Annotated in this window: 14 protein-coding genes; 9 read left to right on the forward strand and 5 right to left on the reverse strand. The window is 64.3% G+C overall.

From position 1 onward, the window contains the following. The first annotated feature begins 11 nt into the window (after window positions 1–11). Window positions 12–386 carry a cupredoxin domain-containing protein gene (locus AC1DQ3_RS09365; RefSeq protein WP_477119909.1) on the forward strand — a complete coding sequence of 125 codons (375 nt, stop codon included), beginning with the start codon at window positions 12–14 and terminating at the stop codon, window positions 384–386. A gap of 34 nt (window positions 387–420) precedes the next feature. Here AC1DQ3_RS09365 and AC1DQ3_RS09370 read toward each other — a convergent pair whose 3' ends face one another. The 3 genes from AC1DQ3_RS09370 to AC1DQ3_RS09380 are packed head-to-tail and all read right to left on the reverse strand — an operon-like array spanning window position 421 to window position 6,418. Beyond that, on the reverse strand, window positions 421–3,624 hold the full coding sequence (locus tag AC1DQ3_RS09370; RefSeq protein WP_477119910.1) for an efflux RND transporter permease subunit: 3,204 nt from the start codon (window positions 3,622–3,624) through the stop codon (window positions 421–423). Further along, window positions 3,621–4,841: an efflux RND transporter periplasmic adaptor subunit gene (locus AC1DQ3_RS09375; RefSeq protein WP_477119911.1), complete on the reverse strand. Its 1,221-nt coding sequence runs from the start codon at window positions 4,839–4,841 to the stop codon at window positions 3,621–3,623. The genes AC1DQ3_RS09370 and AC1DQ3_RS09375 overlap by 4 nt, the downstream gene beginning before the upstream one ends. A 32-nt stretch (window positions 4,842–4,873) precedes the next feature. Continuing rightward, window positions 4,874–6,418, reverse strand: a complete 1,545-nt coding sequence (locus AC1DQ3_RS09380; RefSeq protein ID WP_477119912.1) for an efflux transporter outer membrane subunit — start codon at window positions 6,416–6,418, stop codon at window positions 4,874–4,876. A 549-nt stretch (window positions 6,419–6,967) separates the two neighbouring features. On the opposite strand from AC1DQ3_RS09380, the gene AC1DQ3_RS09385 reads away from it, so the two are divergent. The 4 genes from AC1DQ3_RS09385 to AC1DQ3_RS09400 all read left to right on the forward strand — a co-directional run bounded on the left by AC1DQ3_RS09385 (window position 6,968) and on the right by AC1DQ3_RS09400 (window position 10,288). Beyond that, the gene (locus AC1DQ3_RS09385; RefSeq protein WP_477120032.1) at window positions 6,968–7,252 is read left to right on the forward strand and encodes an ArsR/SmtB family transcription factor; all 285 of its coding nucleotides are present in this window, start codon (window positions 6,968–6,970) and stop codon (window positions 7,250–7,252) included. Window positions 7,253–7,424: 172 nt separating this feature from the next. Next, a complete protein-coding gene (locus AC1DQ3_RS09390; RefSeq protein ID WP_477119913.1) occupies window positions 7,425–8,033 on the forward strand; it encodes a 2OG-Fe(II) oxygenase in 609 nt (202 codons plus the stop codon). A 264-nt stretch (window positions 8,034–8,297) separates the two neighbouring features. Continuing rightward, window positions 8,298–8,813: a hypothetical protein gene (locus tag AC1DQ3_RS09395; RefSeq protein WP_477119914.1), complete on the forward strand. Its 516-nt coding sequence runs from the start codon at window positions 8,298–8,300 to the stop codon at window positions 8,811–8,813. A gap of 620 nt (window positions 8,814–9,433) precedes the next feature. Then, the gene (locus AC1DQ3_RS09400) at window positions 9,434–10,288 is read left to right on the forward strand and encodes a LysR family transcriptional regulator (protein ID WP_477119915.1); all 855 of its coding nucleotides are present in this window, start codon (window positions 9,434–9,436) and stop codon (window positions 10,286–10,288) included. Window positions 10,289–10,298: 10 nt separating this feature from the next. Here AC1DQ3_RS09400 and AC1DQ3_RS09405 read toward each other — a convergent pair whose 3' ends face one another. Beyond that, window positions 10,299–11,303: a zinc-dependent alcohol dehydrogenase family protein gene (locus AC1DQ3_RS09405; RefSeq protein WP_477119916.1), complete on the reverse strand. Its 1,005-nt coding sequence runs from the start codon at window positions 11,301–11,303 to the stop codon at window positions 10,299–10,301. A gap of 277 nt (window positions 11,304–11,580) precedes the next feature. Further along, on the reverse strand, window positions 11,581–12,165 hold the full coding sequence (locus AC1DQ3_RS09410) for a TetR/AcrR family transcriptional regulator (RefSeq protein ID WP_477119917.1): 585 nt from the start codon (window positions 12,163–12,165) through the stop codon (window positions 11,581–11,583). A 185-nt stretch (window positions 12,166–12,350) separates the two neighbouring features. Here AC1DQ3_RS09410 and AC1DQ3_RS09415 point away from each other — a divergent pair, with 185 nt between their 5' ends. From AC1DQ3_RS09415 to AC1DQ3_RS09430, 4 genes are all read left to right on the forward strand, one after another. Beyond that, entirely contained in the window at window positions 12,351–12,944 is a 594-nt protein-coding gene (locus AC1DQ3_RS09415; protein WP_477119918.1) for a 2-hydroxychromene-2-carboxylate isomerase, read from the forward strand. Between the two features lie 51 nt (window positions 12,945–12,995). Then, window positions 12,996–14,621 carry a 3-(methylthio)propionyl-CoA ligase gene (locus tag AC1DQ3_RS09420; protein ID WP_477119919.1) on the forward strand — a complete coding sequence of 542 codons (1,626 nt, stop codon included), beginning with the start codon at window positions 12,996–12,998 and terminating at the stop codon, window positions 14,619–14,621. A gap of 58 nt (window positions 14,622–14,679) precedes the next feature. Beyond that, on the forward strand, window positions 14,680–15,864 hold the full coding sequence (locus AC1DQ3_RS09425; RefSeq protein ID WP_477119920.1) for an acetyl-CoA C-acyltransferase: 1,185 nt from the start codon (window positions 14,680–14,682) through the stop codon (window positions 15,862–15,864). A gap of 161 nt (window positions 15,865–16,025) precedes the next feature. Then, the gene (locus AC1DQ3_RS09430; protein WP_477119921.1) at window positions 16,026–17,804 is read left to right on the forward strand and encodes an acyl-CoA dehydrogenase C-terminal domain-containing protein; all 1,779 of its coding nucleotides are present in this window, start codon (window positions 16,026–16,028) and stop codon (window positions 17,802–17,804) included. Window positions 17,805–18,079 lie beyond the last annotated feature (275 nt).

An 18,079-nucleotide genomic window follows, 5' to 3' on the forward strand; every position in this document is an offset into this window, starting at 1 on the left:
GGGAGTTGATCATGACAGCATCACTACGGGAAGGGGTCAGCCGCAGGCGGGCGCTGTGTTGCCTGCTTGCGCTGGCGGGCGGCGCGCCGCTGCTGCATGGCGCGGCTGCCGCGCCGCGTGTGATCAAGGTGCATGCGCGCAAGTTTGTGTTCACGCCAGATCGCATTGCGCTGCGCGCTGGCGAGCCGGTGGTGTTCGAACTGACCGCGCAGGATGTGATCATGGGGTTTAGCGTGCCGGACCTCGGGGTGCGTGCGGACTTGCCGCCGGGGCAGGTGGTGCGGGTTTCGGCCCTGCCGAAGACGGCTGGGACGTTTGGGTTCCTATGCGATATTTTCTGCGGGTCGGGGCATGAGACGATGAACGGAGTGATCGAGGTGACGTAGGGGGCGGGGGCGGGCGGGCGCTCGCAACCTTGCTTCAATCTCCTTCGCCAGCCACTGTTGCCCGCTGCCTGTCCCGTTTCGCGTCAACGCCACTGTCAGGACTGTGCCCCTCTCGCCTTGCCTGCCGTCTCGCCTTGCGCTGCATATACCAGTAGTGCGCACGGTCCAGGTAGAGATAGACCACCGGGGTGCTGAACAATGTCAGCATCTGCGACAGCACCAACCCGCCCACCATCGCGTACCCGAGCGGCCTGCGCAGTTCGGACCCGGCGCCGTGCCCAAGCATCAGCGGCAGCCCTGACAACAGCGCGCACATGGTAGTCATCATGATCGGCCGGAAGCGCAGCAGGCAGGCCTGGTAGATCGCTTCTTCGGGCTTCATGCCGTGTTCGCGCTCGGCGGTGAGCGCGAAGTCGACCATCATGATGCCGTTCTTCTTGACGATGCCGATCAGCAGGATGATGCCGATCAGCGCAATCACGCTGAGGTCGTAGCCGCCCGCCAGCAGGATCAGCAGCGCCCCTACGCCGGCGGAGGGCAGGGTGGAGAGGATGGTGAGCGGGTGGATATAGCTTTCGTACAGCAGCCCCAGCACGATATACACGGCGATCAGCGCGGCGGCGATCAGGTAGGGTTGCGAGGCCAGCGAGGCGCCGAAGGCCTGGGCCGTGCCCTGGAAGGCGCCGCTGAGCGTTTGCGGGCGTCCCATGCCGGCCAGCGCGCCGTTGATGGCCTTGACGGCATCGCCCAGCGCCACGCCATTGGCCAGGTTGAAGGACATGGTGACGGCGGGGAACTGCCCCTGGTGGCTGATCGACAGGTAGGCGGTGCTGTCGGTATCGATCTTGACGAAGCTGGATAGCGGTACCTGCGCGCCGGTCAGCGGCGAGGTGATGTAGAGCTTGCTGAACAGGCGCGGGTCTTCCTGCAGCGCCGGCGTGGCTTCCAGGATCACGTGGTAGCTGTTGGTTTGTGTGAAGTACTGCGCCACCTGGCGCTGCCCGATCGCGTCGTACAGCGTGGAGTCGATCAGCGCGGGCGTGATGCCGAAGCTGGAGGCGCGCGCGCGGTCGATGGTCAGGCGCGCGGCGGCGGCGGCGTTCTGCTGGTCCGACGCCACATCGGCCAGTTGAGGCAGCGAGCGCAGGCGCTCCAGGATGCGCGGCGCCCACTGGTTGAGTTCGTCCAGGTTGGCGTCCATCAGCGTGTACTGGTACTGCGTGCGCGACAGGCGCCCGCCCACGTTGATGTCCTGCCCGGCCTGCAGGAACAGGTTGGCGCCTTGCACCTGCGCCAGCCTGGGCCGCAGCCGCGCGATCACCTCGTCGGCACTGGCGGTGCGGCCTTGGTCCTTGGGACGCAGGCTGATAAAGAAGTTGCCGGTGTTGATGGTGTTCTGGCCGCCGCTCATGCCCACCGCCGCCACGTCGGGATCGGCGCGCACGATATCCGCCAGTTGCACCATGCGCGCGTTCATGGATTTGAACGAGGCATCCTGCGCGGATTCGGCAAAGCCGAACATGAAGCCGGTGTCCTGCTGCGGGAAGAAGCCCTTGGGGATGTAGATGAACAGCACCACGGTGGTGGCGACGGTGGCGATGAACACGCACAGCGTGAAGAACTGGTGGCGCATCACCACGTCCAGCCAGCGCTTGTAGCCGGACAGCATGTAATCGAAGCCGTGCTCGAACCACTGGTAGATGCGCCCGTGATGGTGCCCGCGCGGCGGGGTGAGGTAGCGCGAGCACAGCATCGGCGTCAGCGTCAGCGAGACCACCACCGACACCACGATGGTGAGCGTGACGGTGACGGCGAATTCGCGGAAGAGCCGCCCGACGATGCCGCCCATCAGCAGCAGCGGGATGAACACCGCCACCAGCGAGACCGAGATCGACACGATGGTGAAGCTGATTTCGCTGGCCCCTTTGAGCGCGGCCTCCATCGGCTCCAGGCCGTCTTCCACGTGGCGATAGATGTTTTCCAGCATCACGATGGCGTCGTCCACCACGAAGCCCACCGCGATGGTGAGTGCCATCAGCGACAGGTTGTCGCGGCTGTAGCCCAGCAGGTACATGCCGCCGGCGGTGCCCATTAGGGCAAGCGGCACGGTGACGCTGGGAATCACCGTGGCCGCGACGTTGCGCAGGAAGACGAAGATGATCATCACCACCAGCGCGATGGTCAGCACCAGCGTGAATTCCACGTCCGCCACCGAGGCGCGGATGGTCTGGGTGCGGTCGGCCAGCGTATTGACGTTGACGGTTGGCGGGATCGCGGCCTGCAGGCGCGGCAGTGCGGCGCGGATGCGGTCCACGGTGTCGATCACGTTTGCGCCCGGCTGCTTGGTGATGGCGAGAATGATGGCGCGGCCATTGTGGAAGGTGTTGCCCGCGGGTGCTGCCGCGCCCGCAAAGCCCCAGCCCGCCAGCTTGGCGTTCTCTGGCCCGTCGACGGCCACGCCGACGTCGCGCACGCGCACCGGCGCGCCGTTGCGGTAGGCCAGCACCATGTCGTTCCAGGCGGCGGCCTTGGTGATCTGGTCGTTGGTGTAGACGTTGAAGGCCTTGGTGCGTCCGTCGGTGCTGCCGGTGGGCTGGTTGACCGTGGTGGCGGCAATCACGCCGCGCAGGTCTTCCAGGCTCATGCCCATGGCCGAGAGCTTCTCGGGATCCACCTGGATGCGCACCGAAGGCTTCTGCTGCCCGCCGATAAACACCAGCCCCACGCCCGAGATCTGCGAGATCTGCTGCGCCAGGATGTTGTCGGCGTAGTCGTTGATCTCGGTCAGCGGCAGCGTGTCGGACTGCACCGCCAGCACCAGGATCGGCGAATCGGCGGGATTGATCTTGCGGAATGTCGGCGGCGTCGGCAGGTTGTTGGGCAACTGGCCGCTGGCGGCATTGATGGCGGCCTGCACGTCCACGGCGGCGGCATCGATGCTGCGGTTGAGGTCGAACTGCAGCGTGATCTGGGCGTTGCCTTGCGCGCTGGTCGACGTCATCTGCGTCAGCCCGGCGATCAGCGAGAACTGACGCTCCAGCGGCTGTGCCACGTTCGACGCCATGGTCTCCGGACTGGCCCCGGGCAGCGTCGCCGACACCTGGATGGTGGGAAAGTCCACCTGCGGCAGCGGCGCGATGGGCAGCAGCGGCCACGCCGCCACGCCCACCAGTAGCAGCGCCAGCGCCAGCAGCGAGGTCCCGATCGGGCGCTTGATGAAGGTCGCGGAGATGCTCATGGCCGGGCATTCCCGGCACCGCCGACAGCCGGCGTGGAGGCCTGTACCGCCCCCGAACCGGCCACGGTGGCGGCTGCCGTCTTTTCGGCCACGCGCGCGCCGGGCTTGAGCTTGTACTGCCCGTCCACCACCACCCGTTCGTCAACGGCGAGCCCCTTGGTCACCACGGCCTTGGCGTCCTGGGTTTCCGCCACGTCGATCGGGCGGGAGACCACCGTGTGGTCCGCCTGCACGACATAGACATAGGTGCCGCTCTGGCCGCGCTGCACCGCGGCGGCCGGAATGGTCAGCGCCTGGTCGCGCTCGCCCAGTATCAGCCGCGCATTGACGTACTGGCCAGGCCACAGCGTATGCGAAGGGTTGGGGAAGCGCCCCTTGAGCTGGATGGTGCCCGACGCGGTGTCGATGGTGTTGTTGAGCAGGATCAGGCTGCCGCGGCCCAGCAATTGCCCGCTGCCGCGCTCGCTGGCGTCCACCGCAAGGGGCGCCTTGCTGGCCTGCATGGCCCTGTTGATGTGCTGGAATTCCCCGTCGGGCAGCGTGAACACGACATCGATCGGATCGATCTGGCGGATCACCACCAGGCCGTTGGCATCGGCGGCGTGGACGATATTGCCGGGATCCACCAGGCGCGCGCCCACACGCCCCGCCAGCGGCGCGGTGATGGTGGTGTAGTCGAGCTGCACGCGCGCCACGTTGACCAGCGCTTCGTCGGTCTTTACGGCGGCGGCGAGCTGCGCCACCTGCGCGCGCTGGGTGTCCAGGGTTTGCTGGGTGGTGGCGTTTTCCTTGATGAGCCCCTCGTAGCGCTGGAGATCCAGCCTGGCGTTGGCGAGCTGCGCCTCGTCGCGCGCCTTTTGCGCCATGGCCTGCTGCAACTGCGCCTGGAAGGTGCGCGGGTCGATCTGCGCCAGCAACTGGCCGGCCTTGACGTCCTGGCCTTCGACAAATCCGACCCGGTCGAGCTGGCCATCCACGCGCGGCTTGACCGTCACCGTGGCCATGGCCTGCACGGTGCCGACCCCGCTGAGTCCGATCGGCACGTTTTCGCGCCGGACCTGTGCGCTGGTCACCAACACCGCCGGCATGGGCGCCGCCGCCGCGCGAGGCGCCAGCATGCGCTTGAGCGGGCCAGTGGCAAACCAGGCCAGCGCGGCCAGCACAAGCAAGGCGAGGCCGATCAGGACGGCGTTGCGGCGGGAGGGCTGGGTCGCCATGGAATACCTTGGAAGTGGCCTGCCAATGCGGATCAGAGTTGTACCGGGGCGCCCGCGCTGCCGGATCCGGCAGGGGCGGGCGGGCTGGATGGGGTGGCGAACGGTGCGGCGGGCGATGCCGCCGGGTGTACGCCGGCAGCGACCTCGGCGCAAGCGAGCGCATCGCTTTGCCAGCCGCCGCCGATCGCCTTGATCAACGCCACGCTCGCGGCAAGTTCCCGGCCGCGCAACTGGATCGCCGTCCGCTCGTTAGACAAGGCAAGGGCCTGCGCAGTTACCACCCCGAGGTAGGAAGCCGTGCCGGCGCGGAATTGCGCCAGGCTAACGCGCTCGGCCACGCGCGCGGCTTCCACCGCGCGGTCCTGCACCGCCACTTCCTGATCGAGCACGCGCAGTGCCGAGAGGTTGTCTTCCACCTCCTGCAGACCGTTCAGCACGGTCTCCCGATAGGCAGCCACGGCGCCATCGTAGGCCGCTACTGCCTGGTCGTTCTGGGCATTGCGCAGGCCGCCGTCGAAGATGGTGCCGGCCAGCGCCGCGCCCAGCGACCACACGCGCCCGGGCGGGCCGAACCAGTTGGCCAGGCTGCCGCTGCTGGCGCCGCCTACCGCCGACAGCACCAGCGAAGGAAAGTAGGCGGCGCGCGCCACGCCGATATTCGCATTGGCGGCCGCCATGCGGCGCTCGGCGGCCGAGATGTCGGGGCGGCGTTCCAGCAGCGCCGATGGCAGCCCCGGCGGCACCGCCAGCGGGCGCATCGTGAATGCCTCCGGCGCCAGCGTGAACTCGGCCGGGGCGCGGCCGAGCAGCACGGCGATGGCGTGCTCAAGCTGGTTGCGCTGTACATCGAGATCGATCGCCTGCGCCTGCGCGGCGCTTAGCGTGACCTGGGCCAGCGCGACGTCGCCCGAGGTCGCCACGCCCGCGCGGAACTGGCTCTGCGTCAGCTTGAGCGATTCCTCATACGCGGCCAGGGTGCGGGCATAGAGCGCCTTGAGCACGTCGGTGACGCGCAGCTGGATGTAATCCTGCACCAGTTCGCCCTGGATGGTCAGGCGCGCGGCGGCGAGGTCGGCGGCGCTGGCCTGCGCGTTGTCGCGCGCGGCTTCGATGGTGCGCCGCACCTGGCCCCACAGGTCGACCTCCCAGCTCGCATCGAGGCTGGCCGCATGCGTGTTGGACACGGAGATGATGCCCTGCGGATTGGTGCGCGCGCGGCCCACGGAAACCCCGGCGCCCAGCGTGGGAAACAGGCCGGCCCGCGCCGCCTGCGCCAGCGCGCGCGACTGCCGGTACTGCGCTTCGGCCTGGCGCAGGGTCTGGTTGGCGGCATTGGCCTGTGCCACCAGATCATTCAGTAGGGCGTCATCGAAGCCCGACCACCAGGGCTGGCTCAGGTCCACCGGCCGGGGCTCGGCGACCTTCCATTGGTGATCGTCCGGCACCGCTTCGCGATAAGCGGCCGGCGTGTCGGCCACCGGACGCTGGTAGTCCGGCCCGACGGCGCAGCCGCCCAGCCAGGCGCCGGCAAGGGCGGCGCACAGCAGGCGTGGCGCAGGCAAGCGCACGGCGTTCATGGATGGAAAGGGCGAGCGATACGCATGGGGCTTTCGTGGACGATGCCGGGTGCACGGTGGCGGCGGTGGCGGGGCGGGTCTCCCACGCTGGCCTGTCTTACCGCAAGCATAGTGCCGCCCGGGCATGTGTGAAACGCGGGGCGCATTACCGAATATTTCATTCGCTTACGCCAGCCAGGCCGGATCTTGCGTGGCCGGCCGCCCGCGAGTGGCGCGCGAAATACTTGCCTGCCCCCGGTGCGCGCCAGGGTTGCCCGCAGGTTACGTCATCTTGCAAGATCACCGCCTCACCACACGCATTCGCTTTGTGCGGCGCAGCAACCCGCACCGTGGGGATCCGCCTGCCGCGCGTGTTGCTGCCGGCGGCCCGCCGCGGCCCGTTGTAATCCTGTGCAATTGTGCGCAAGCGCGCCCCGGCAGGTTGCTTTTACCGCGCCTGCCGCGTAGAAAGTAGGTGTCGGGCGGCTGCGTCGGGAGTGCGCCGTGGCAATCCCAACGACGGGCGACGCACAATAGCGATATCTGGACGACGAGCGGGAAGACGTGGCCATGGAGACCGATCAAGAAAGCACACTGACCTACGCGCTGCTGGCCGTTCCGGCGCGCGCCGCCATTTGCCGCGCCTTGCTTGATGCCGGCGAGCCTGGCATGCCGGCTGCCGATCTGGCCGTCGTTGCGGGGCTGAACCTGCCGCGCGCCACCCATCACTTCCGGGAAATGATGCAGGCCGGCTTGCTGACGCTCATCATCCGGGACCGGCAGGTGATCTATGCACTCAAGGCTCGGCGCGCGGTCAGCCTGGCGCTGGAGTATCTCGACAGTAGCGGGCTCTAGGCGCCCGGCGCCGGCCGCTGGAATTGACGCCTGCGGCCCGCTGCCAAAACTGAAGCTTGCACCCGCTGCTAAAATTGCCGCTTGCGCGGCAAGGGCCTCCCGCTGTTCAGGCGGCCTTTTTCGTTTTTGACGTTCGCCGTGACATTTCCCCCAAGCACGAAATCCACTACTCATGTCCGCCCTGGAAAGTCTGTTTGTCACCCTCGAAGAGCAGGGCTGGGCCGTTTCCGATGACCTGGTCGATGCCACGCTGGCAGCGCGGCTGCATGGCGAGAGCCGCGCGGCCTGGGAGGCCGGCCTGTTCCACCCCGCCCGCATCGGGCGAGGCGAGGAAACCGCGCGCGAATCCGGCATTCGCGGCGACTCCATCCTGTGGCTGGACGACGCGCCTGCCGGGCAGGCCGGGCAGGATTTCCAGGCGTGGGCGGCGGCGTTCCGCGCGGAGTTGAACAGCAGGTACTTCCTGGGCTTGAAGCGGGAGGAATTTCACTTCTCGCACTATCCCGTGGGCACTGCCTACAAGAAACACATCGACCAGCACCGCGGGACGCTGCACCGGAAGATTTCGCTGGTGCTGTATCTCAATCCCGAATGGGACGAGCGCGACGGCGGTGAGCTTGCGATCCACGCCCGCGATGGCGGTGCCGCCGGACTGCATCGCGTGCTGCCCAAACGCGCGCGGCTGGTAGTGTTTCGCAGCGATCTCGTCCCGCACGAGGTGCTGCCCTGCCACAAGACCCGCTGGGCGCTGACCGGCTGGTTCCGCACCGATCCCGCTTGACGGCGCGATCCACCGTCCTGCCCGATTCCCCGCGCAGGCGCACCTGCCCTGAGCGCCACGCGCGTTGCGCATCGTCGCACGATTGAAATAAGCGGCGCTTAAGATCCAGCCGGGGGCCAGCAGATACCTTTCCCGATCGTGGGGATGGCAGGTTTTTTGACGAACTCCGTATCTGCCCGGCCCCGTCTCACCTGCATGGTCAAGCGAAAATCATCGGTATTAACGGTATATACTGTTTTTACACAAACTCGATAGGGTGGGGCCATGGCAACGACTTCGAATCGGCGAACGCGCACGCCGGCACCAGTTGCGGCACCGGGTCAGGCGGCAGCAAAGCCCGGCAAGGGCGAGGCGCTAAAGAAGGCGGGCACCGCCGGGAAGCCGGAAAAGATAAAAGGCAAGTCCGCGAAGACACCCGCCGGGACAGCGCGCGCAGGCAACGGCGCTGCCACGACCCAGGTGAAGGACGCCGTCGCGAAGCCGGGAAAGAAACAGCGCGCGGAGCGTAGCGGCAAGGCGGCCCAGGACGCAGGCAAGACCAAGGTTGTGCGCGACAGCTTCACCATGCCGGACTGGGACTATGAAAAACTGGCGGAACTCAAGCGCCGGTGCCTGAACGGCGGCGCTCACGTGAAGAAGAGCGAATTGCTCAGGGCCGGACTCAAGATGCTGGAGTCCCTGCCGGAGCGGCAATTGCTGGCGGTTGTGGCCCAGGTCGAGACGGTAAAGACGGGGCGGCCTGCAAAACGCAAGACGCACGAAGGGGGTGCCGTGCAATAGGCAGCACCGCACCTGGACGGGGGGCCGCCCAGGTGCGAGCCGGCAGGTAAGGCCGGCGAGATCGAACCGTCAGGGTGTTCCGTGAATAGTTGATGACGGGTTCAACCATTGGCCGCCCGGGCCGGTAAGATGGATACGGCTTCYCGATCCTGTGAAGCAGCGTGGGGATGGCGTCTCGCTTGCCAGTCCCTGCGTTTCTCAATGTCTTTTCGTATTTTGCCGGCGCCATCGTCAATCGCAGAATGAGTCGCTTCAAGCCGTCCTTCTGGTGCCCCTTTTCCCTGTTTGCCGTGATCACGGTGCCGATTGCCGCGCCGCCGCGGGAAATGCCTTCCGGAGAACTCGCCGCGCGGAGCAAATCGAAGCCCGGGACGCKGYGAGACAGACGCACTGAACGCATCCTCGTGATTCGCTGACCCGGCATTGCTGCGGCCTGCGACGGCAGTTGGCTGTTGCATTGCGCTGCAAGACGACCGCAAGGCGCGACGCTGCGGGCTGCATGCCGGAGCGCGTCCATTGTTCGCGTCACCCCGTCGTGTCATCATCGCGCAGCCGCTTGCGATTGCTTTGCCGCGCCGAATTTCCATCCTCCTCAACTTCAAGGCCAGCAAATTCCCCAGATGGACTGGAGCGATATCAAAGTCTTCCTGGCGATTGCCCGGGCCGGCACCCTGGGCGGCGCCGCGCGCATGATCGGGCAGACCCAGCCGACCATGGGACGCAGGCTCAAGGCGCTGGAGGAAGCCGTCGGGCACGCCTTGTTCCAGCGCACCAGCGATGGCTTTGCGCTGACCGACGAGGGTGCCGCCGTATTCGCCCACGCGGAGCGCATCGAGGAAGAAGCCATCGCCTTTGAGCGCCAGTTGTCCGGCCAGGCCGGGGAACTGGATGGCATGTTGCGGATTTCGTCGTCCGACTGGTTTGGCGTGCATATGCTGACACCGGTGATCGCGGACTTCATCCGCGCGCATCCGCGCGTCGCGGTGGAACTGTTGACCGATGCGCGCCTGCTCAGCCTGGCGCGCCGCGAGGCCGACCTGGTGTTCCGCGTCCGCCCGTTCGATGAAGTCGATATCGTGCAACGCAAACTGATGCAGATGGATTACGCGCTCTATTCGGCGCCCGGCGTGGCGCCGCCGCGCCCCGGCGATGGCCAGGGCCATGCCTTGCTGACGCTGGATACCGGCCTCGCCGACCTGCCCGACGTGGCCTGGATGCGCAAACTCCTGCCCAGGGCCAGGGTAGCGTTCGGCAGCAACAGCCGCGAGGCGCAGGCAAAGATGTGCGCGGCCGGCGCCGGGTTGGCGGTATTGCCCTGCCTGCTGGCCGAGCGTCTCGGCGGCCTGCAGGCCATCGACCTGGGCGAGGCGCCGCCGCGGCGCGATGTCTGGGCGGGCTATCACCGCGATTTGCGCCGCCTGGGCCGGTTGCGTGCATTCATGGATGCCACGATCGAGCGGCTGGGCGGCGGCTAGCGCGGCTCGCTCAACCCTCGGTTATCTCCACCACCAGCTTGCCGTTTGCCGTGCCGGTCTCGATGGCGCGGTGCGCCTCGATCGCATTGCCGAGTTGAAAGCGGCGCGGGTCGAGCCGTACGGTGAGCTTTCCGGCCTCGGCCAGCCGCGTCGCTTCGCGCAGGATCTCGCCATGGTGGGCGCGTCCCTTGCCGGTCAGCATCGGCATCAGGGTGAACACGCCCGAATACGTGGCGGCGCGGAACGACAGCGGCGCCAGCGAGTGCGTGCCCCAGCCCAGGCAACTGACGACATGGCCGCCGTAGGTGCGCGCGGCGAGGAAGGCGTTGTCCAGCACCGCTCCGCCCACGGTGTCATAGACCAAGTCGAATCCTTCGCCGGCCGTGTACTGATCGACATACTGCGAGACCGATTCCGCCGCGAAGTCAATCGCGGTGGCGCCGTAGCCTTCGATGATCTCCCGATGGCCGGCCGAGCCGGTGGCATAGACTTGCGCGCCGAGCGCACGGGCGATCTGCACCGCGATGTGCCCGACGCCGCCCGCACCGCCATGCACCAGCACCTTCTGCCCGGCTTGCACCCGCGCCCGGTCGACCAGGCCTTCCCAGGCTGTGATGAACACCAGCGGCAGAGCGGCGGCTTCGCGCATCGAAAGGTTGGCGGGCTTGCGCGCCAGCAGATCGGCGTCCACTGCGGCGTACTGCGCGAGCGAGCCTTGCAGTCCGCCCACGCCGCCGGTCATGCCATACACCTCGTCGCCGGGGGCAAAGGCCGTTACGCCCGCGCCGGCCGATTCGACCACGCCCGCCATATCCAGCCCCAGCACGGCGGGGAAGGGGTGGCGGGCGTGCGCTGCCTCGCCTGCACGTATCTTGGTGTCGAGCGGGTTAACGCCGCTGGCCTGGATGCGCACCAGCACCTGGCCGGGGCCGGCCTCCGGCCGGGGCAGCTGGACGGTGGAGAACGGCGCGCCGGCGGCTTCGACGACGAGGGCCTGCATGAGGGCTTGTGACATGGTGAACTCCCGGGATGGATGTGGTGGGTGGATGTCACCATTCTTGGCCATGCGTTAATTTTCGTAAATCAACTAATTCGCAGTGTATTCATGCAAATTTGAATGGCAGCGGAGGCGCTCCGGATATCGCACCGAGATCATGAATCCATTAATCGCGCGCGGCGCCAGGCCGGATATGCGCGACAGCCGTGGCCCGATCTCAGTCTCCTATTCAGGTGAGTGATCGTTAGGGTAAAAGGACGTTGCTTTATCGGCGGTCCCGGCGTCAGGCGGGCGGTCAGCTTTTTCGGAGCGCCTCTAGTTGTTCGATTGTCTCCCCGAGGAAATGGCGGCTTGACGCGAGAACTTGCTGCCGTGTCTTTTCACTTTCCATCACGCGGGACAGCAGGATAGCTCCCACACACTGGGCAAGTAAGGCCCAGGCTGTATCGGAGTCCCCCAACCGTTTTTGCCATTCGCTGTGGAGCCCCTTCGCGCTCCGCTCGACAATGCCGCGGACCTCCGGATTGGATCTGGCAATCTCGGCCCCCAAGGCGGGCAACACACAGCCTGATTCAGGATGTTGCGCGTGCCAGTTACTTAGATAATTCCGGATGCACTTGTCGAAGCCTTCGTCGGATGTTCCCGCCAGCATCCTGCTGCTGTTCGCCAGTTCGAGTTCGAGGATCTCCGCGAACAACTCGGCCTTGGAGCCAAAGTGACTATAGAAGGCGCCCCCAGTAAGTCCAATGGCTGCCATCAGAGCGTCTATCCCCGTGGAGCCGAAACCGCCGCTCTTTGCGATGGCCCTGCTGCTGTCCAGAAGCTTCTCCCGTGTCTCCTGCTTGTGGGTGCTTGAGTAGCGCATTTCGAGGTACCTCATATGGCTATGGATCCGAAGATTTTAGCATGACGATCGTTTGGTAAAAACGCGTGGCAAGCCGTGGGTGCCGCGCTCGAAGCGCAATCGCGCATAGGTACTTCTCCTGATCCACCACCGTTGACACACCATATTTCGTCACATAGTATTCGTTTACTRAACGACCGTAAATCAATGGGGGAGACCATATGAGCAAGATCGTTGAGTTCTTTTTCGACGTGGGTAGTCCTGCGGCGTACCTGGCCTGGACACAGCTACCGAAGATCTGCGCTGAAAGAGGAGGCACGCTCGTCTTCAGACCGATGCTACTTGGTGGTGTTTTTCGCGCGACCGGGAACGCATCTCCAGTTTCGGTTCCCGCAAAGGGGCGCTACGTGGAGCTGGAGTATGGCCGCTATGCACGCAGGTATGGCGTGCCCTTCAAAAGCAATTCCCACTTTCCCATCATCACGCTTCATCTCATGCGTGTCGTCACTGGAACGCAGATGAGGCACCCCGAACTCTTCCAGAAATTGCTCGCCGTGGTCTTCAAGGCCATGTGGATTGACAATCTTGACCTTAACGACCCGGCGCTCGCAAGCCGCACGTTGTCGGAGGCGGGACTGTTACCCGGTCAGGTCGATGCACTCGTCAACGACACCCAAGTCAAGGAGGCCTTGAAGGCAACCACGGAGGAGGCGGTGGCGCGGGGCGTTTTCGGTGCCCCGACCACATTCGTCAATGGCGAGATGTTCTTCGGGCAAGACAAGCTCGATTTCGTGAAGGAAGAACTCATGGCCTGACGCCAGGAGCCAGGAGCCAGGAACCAAGAAGAACATAATCAAGGAGACAGCATGCTTGGACTGATGCAGAACTATCCTCTGCTGATTTCTTCGCTGATCGATCATGCGGAGCGACACCATGCCCAGGGAGAGATTGTAACAAGGCGCTCCGATGGGACCCTGCACAGGTACACATGGCGAGACGTTGCCAGGCGCTCGCATCAGCTCGGGCATGCCATCGATGCGGCAGGGCTCTCTTTCTCGGATCGGGTTGCAACACTGGCGTGGAACGGGTACCGGCATCTGGAGTTGTACGCCGGTGTTTCCAGCTCGGGACGCGTGCTTCACACCATCAACCCGCGGCTCCCGCCTGACCAGATCGCCTGGATTGCAAATCACGCGGAAGACAGGATTCTCTGCTTCGACGCTTCCTTCCTGCCTCTGGTCAAGGCGATTCATTCGAAGTGCAACAGCATCCGCAAGTACGTGATGCTTTGCGAGCCAGAAGAACTTCCAGTGGACAGCGGTATTCCCGGTCTCGAGAGCTATGAAGCCTGGATTGGCGGTCACTCCGACCAATACGAGTGGCCGGTGTTCGACGAAGGCACCGCATCGAGCATGTGTTACACAAGTGGCACGACTGGAAGCCCGAAGGGCGTCCTGTATAGCCATCGGTCAACCGTGCTTCACACGTATGCCATGCCACTCCCGGACGCGCTCGGAATATCGGCGCTCGATGCCGTTCTCCCTGTCGTCCCCATGTTTCATGTGAATGCCTGGGGCATTCCGTACGTGGCAATGCTGACTGGCTGCAAGCTGGTTCTGCCTGGCCCGGCCATGGATGGCAAATCCATCTACGAACTGATCGAAAAGGAAGGCGTTACGCGCACGGCCGGGGTCCCGACAGTCTGGCAAATGCTGCTTGATCATGTACAAGCCAATTGCCTGGATTTTTCAACCCTGAAGATGGCGGTGATCGGAGGTGCCGCGGCAACCTCCAGCATGATTCTGGCCTTTCAGGAGAAGGGCGTAGATGCACGCCACGCATGGGGCATGACCGAAACAAGTCCGACCGGCACGGCCAGCTCGCCCAAGCACAACCATGCGCGGTTGCCTTCCGAGGCGCAGGAGGCGCGACGACTCAAGCAGGGGCGCGTCGCATTTGGATTCGACATGCGCACGATCGGCGGCGATGGCAACGAGGCTCCCTGGGACGGCGAAACCCAGGGCGAACTGGAGGTCAGGGGGCACTGGGTCGTCAGGGAGTATTTCAAGGCGGAAGCCGGCCCGCTGCTCAAGGATGGCTGGTTCCGCACCGGTGACATCGCGACGATCGACCCCGACGGCTACATGCATATCACGGACCGCAGCAAGGACGTTATCAAATCCGGTGGAGAATGGATCAGTTCCATAGAAATCGAGAATATCGCGATGGCGCATCCGGCCGTACAGATGGCCGCCTGTGTCGGCGTACCCCATCCCAAGTGGAATGAACGCCCGATTCTTGTCGTCATGAGGCGACTGGGCCATGAAGTGTCGCGCGAAGAGTTGCTTCGGTTCTACGTCTCGAAGGCGGCAAAGTGGCAAGTGCCAGACGACGTTGTGTTTGTCGACGCGATTCCGCTTGGTGCCACTGGAAAAATGCTGAAAACCAAGGTGCGCGAGATGCTGGGGGATTACGTCTTGCAAACCGCGTGAAGATCGCGGCGCAGCCGCCGCCCTTGCCACATTACATCGATCAGCCCGGAGACCGAAAATGAGAGAAGCCGTCATTATATCGACTGCCCGTACAGGCATCGGACGTGCGTTCCGAGGGGCGCTGAATGACATCAAGTCGCCGACCCTGATGGGACACGTGATTCATCACGCAGTGCTGCGCGCCGGCATCGAAGCAGGTGAAGTGGAAGACGTGGTAGTCGGCACCGCCATGGCGGCGGGTACGGCGGGCTCGAACATCGGCAGGTTGGCCGCGCTTGCAGCGGGACTGCCAGCCACCGTGTCTGGCCAGACCATTGACCGGCAGTGCGCCTCCGGGCTCATGGCAATCGCGACAGCCGCCAAGCAGATCATGGTCGACGGGATGGATGTCGTCATCGGTGGAGGACAGGAGAATATCTCTGCCGTGCTGCAGCCATTTTTCAAATGGATAGGCGACACGGTGGATCGCGAACTCGTGGACCGCGTGGAACATGCCTACGTTCCCATGCTGGAAACCGCGGAGATCGTTGCGAAAAGGTATGGCATCAGCCGGGAAGCGCAGGACGCCTATTCGTTCGAAGCCCAGAGGCGCACGGCTATTGCACAGGAGAAGGGCCTGTTCGATGCCGAGATCGTACCGATCACGACCAATATGGCCATTACCGACAAGAAGACCGGAGCCGTCTCGCATCGGCAGGTCACGTTGGACAGGGACGAAGGTAACAGGCCCGATACGACGTTCGAAGGGCTGGCCAAGCTTGAGCCGGTAGTGGAAGGGGGATGCATCACCGCCGGGAACGCCAGTCAGTTGTCCGATGGTGCGTCGGCGTGCGTGCTCGTCGAGCGTGCTCTTGCCGAGCGGCGGGGACTGACGCCGCTGGGTGTATATCGCGGCGTCGCGGTAGCCGGGCTGGCGCCCGAGGAAATGGGGATCGGCCCGGTCTTCGCCGTACCCAAACTGTTGAAGCAGCACGGGCTGAAGGTGGACGACATTGGCCTGTGGGAGCTGAACGAAGCCTTTGCTTGTCAGGTGCTCTACTGTCGTGAAAAGCTGGGCATCGATCCCGCGAGGTTGAACGTCAATGATGGAGGGATTTCCATCGGCCATCCGTTCGGCATGACTGGCTCCCGTCTGGTGGGTCACGCGCTCGTCGAGGGAAAGCGGCGGGGGGCACGCTACGTTGTGGTCACGATGTGCGTTGGCGGCGGAATGGGTGCTGCCGGCCTGTTTGAAGTGCTCTGAGCCGTGGTGGTTTCACAGGACACTGCATCGCTTTCACTATTCCCGGCAGGTTCGTATCGCGCGTAGCGCAGGAAGTCCGAGCGGCATGCGCGGCGGGTTGAAGCCGGAACGAACCATTGCCGCCATTTCATCCCATTCAACTCAAGCAGCACGCCAAAATTATGACAGTCTACGAAAGCCCCGTTCGTGATTTTCAGTTCGTCCTGCATGAACTTCTCCAGGTTTCGGAAGTGTTCAAAGCTTGCGGTCAGCCGGAGTTCGATGTCGATGTTGTCAACCAGGTCCTTGATGCGGCCGGCGTTTTTTCGAATGAAGTGATCGCGCCACTGAATGCCATTGGCGACACTGCGGGATGCCGCCTCGACAGTGAGGGAAAGGTCTCTACACCCCCCGGGTTCGTGAACGCGTATCGCCAGTTTTCGGAAAGCGGATGGTGTGGCCTTGGCTGCAGCCCGGAGTATGGGGGACAGGGATTCCCATCGGTGATCGATAGCGCCGTCACCGAGATGCTGAGCGGCGCCAACATGGGATGGGCGGCCTATCCGGGTATGTCACATGCGACGTACGTCAACATCGAGGCGAATGGCTCGGAGAAGCTGAAGGCCCAATATCTTCCAAAACTGGCATCGGGTGAATGGGCCGGCACCATGTGCCTGACCGAGCCGCACGCGGGAACCGATCTCGGCTTGTTGCGCACGCGTGCAGTCCCCGTGGGAGACGGCGGCTATGAGATCACGGGCACCAAGATCTTCATCTCGGGCGGCGATCACGACCTGACGGACAACATCGTGCATCTCGTCCTGGCGCGGTTGCCGGATGCTCCGAAAGGCGTGAAGGGCATCTCGCTCTTCCTGGTCCCCAAGCTCCAGGTGGGCAAGGATGGATCACCAACCTGCCACAATGGCGTGACATGCGGGAACGTCGAGGAAAAAATGGGCATTCACGGGAATTCAACCTGTACGCTCAATTTCGACAACGCGATTGGCTGGTTGCTTGGCGAGGCGAACAAAGGTCTGGCGGCCATGTTCGTACAGATGAACCACGCCAGAATCATGGTTGGCATTACCGCAATCGGTGTCATGCAGGCTGCGTATCAGAAGGCGCTGGCCTATGCAAAAGAACGCGTGCAGGGTCGTACGGGTGGCAATCTGGCGAATATGACGGCAGATCCCATCGTCGGGCACCCGGATGTCCGGCGCATGTTGTTGACGCAGAAAGCGTACGTCGAAGGGCTGCGCGCCGTCGCATTGTGGACGGCTCAGTTGAGTGACATGCAACGCATCCATCCGGATCCCATGGTGCGCGAGCAGGCGACTGATTTTCTCGGGCTGATGACGCCGGTGTTGAAGGCTATGGCAAGCGATGTCGCCGTTGAATCGACACTACTCGCCATGCAGGTTTATGGTGGGCATGGGTACATCCGGGACAACGGCGTAGAGCAGCATCTGCGGGACGTGAGGATCGTCGGCCTGTATGAGGGAACAAACGGCGTACAGGCGATGGATCTGTTGGGCCGGAAAGTGCTTGCGGACGAGGGCCGGCGCCTGGCGAAGTTCCTGCAGGTGGTCTCGGCGTTCGTCGACGAGCATGGCGGCGTAGACGCGCTCAAGGCATTCACGCAACCCCTGGGTGACTTGATCCGCGAAGTGGAGGCCACTACCAGGGACATCTTCTCGGATGCGACGGGCAACACGCACACGGCAGGCGCTGCCGCTGCACCATTCCTGCGTCTGCTTGGACACCTGGTGCTCGCCTGGATGTGGGCTCGCGCGGCGGCGATTGCCCTGGGCAAGCTCGAGTCTGGCGATCCGATCTACACCGCGAAGCTGTCGACTGCACGTTTCTACTACCAGCGTCTGCTTCCGGAAACACTGGCATTGTGCGCCGAGATTCGCGCGGGGGCGGCAGTGGTGATGGAGGCAGATGTCGAGTTGCTGTGATGCCGGTTCACCGTGGTACTGCGAGCAGAATGTATTCTGGCAAACCAAACGGTGGCGCAACTCGATGAGCCAGCCGATCCGTTCGCCCGTTGTAGCAGATTGCCCATTTTCGACCTTCTCCAGACCCTTGGTCGAGTTTTGCGAACGTCTCTGCCCAATTCAAAAGCGGCGGCTCCGGATTGCTCGAAGCGGTCCCGACGCGTGCCGGTGCCACGCAAGGCTTCTTCATCGAATCGCCGTCTGCGAATCCACCGCCCGTCGTTCTCTACCGAGCC

This window comes from Cupriavidus sp. 01T418 (assembly GCF_056398885.1).

Bases quoted from the DNA above. Each gene is read 5' to 3' on its own strand.
- AC1DQ3_RS09425 (WP_477119920.1), top strand. From the start codon at position 14,680: ATGAGAGAAGCCGTCATTATATCGACTGCCCGTACAGGCATCGGACGT.
- AC1DQ3_RS09420 (WP_477119919.1), top strand. From the start codon at position 12,996: ATGCTTGGACTGATGCAGAACTATCCTCTGCTGATTTCTTCGCTGATC.
- AC1DQ3_RS09380 (WP_477119912.1), bottom strand. From the start codon at position 6,418: ATGAACGCCGTGCGCTTGCCTGCGCCACGCCTGCTGTGCGCCGCCCTT.
- AC1DQ3_RS09415 (WP_477119918.1), top strand. From the start codon at position 12,351: ATGAGCAAGATCGTTGAGTTCTTTTTCGACGTGGGTAGTCCTGCGGCG.
- AC1DQ3_RS09365 (WP_477119909.1), top strand. From the start codon at position 12: ATGACAGCATCACTACGGGAAGGGGTCAGCCGCAGGCGGGCGCTGTGT.
- AC1DQ3_RS09370 (WP_477119910.1), bottom strand. From the start codon at position 3,624: ATGAGCATCTCCGCGACCTTCATCAAGCGCCCGATCGGGACCTCGCTG.
- AC1DQ3_RS09385 (WP_477120032.1), top strand. From the start codon at position 6,968: ATGGAGACCGATCAAGAAAGCACACTGACCTACGCGCTGCTGGCCGTT.
- AC1DQ3_RS09405 (WP_477119916.1), bottom strand. From the start codon at position 11,303: ATGTCACAAGCCCTCATGCAGGCCCTCGTCGTCGAAGCCGCCGGCGCG.
- AC1DQ3_RS09410 (WP_477119917.1), bottom strand. From the start codon at position 12,165: ATGAGGTACCTCGAAATGCGCTACTCAAGCACCCACAAGCAGGAGACA.
- AC1DQ3_RS09400 (WP_477119915.1), top strand. From the start codon at position 9,434: ATGGACTGGAGCGATATCAAAGTCTTCCTGGCGATTGCCCGGGCCGGC.
- AC1DQ3_RS09430 (WP_477119921.1), top strand. From the start codon at position 16,026: ATGACAGTCTACGAAAGCCCCGTTCGTGATTTTCAGTTCGTCCTGCAT.
- AC1DQ3_RS09375 (WP_477119911.1), bottom strand. From the start codon at position 4,841: ATGGCGACCCAGCCCTCCCGCCGCAACGCCGTCCTGATCGGCCTCGCC.
- AC1DQ3_RS09390 (WP_477119913.1), top strand. From the start codon at position 7,425: ATGTCCGCCCTGGAAAGTCTGTTTGTCACCCTCGAAGAGCAGGGCTGG.
- AC1DQ3_RS09395 (WP_477119914.1), top strand. From the start codon at position 8,298: ATGGCAACGACTTCGAATCGGCGAACGCGCACGCCGGCACCAGTTGCG.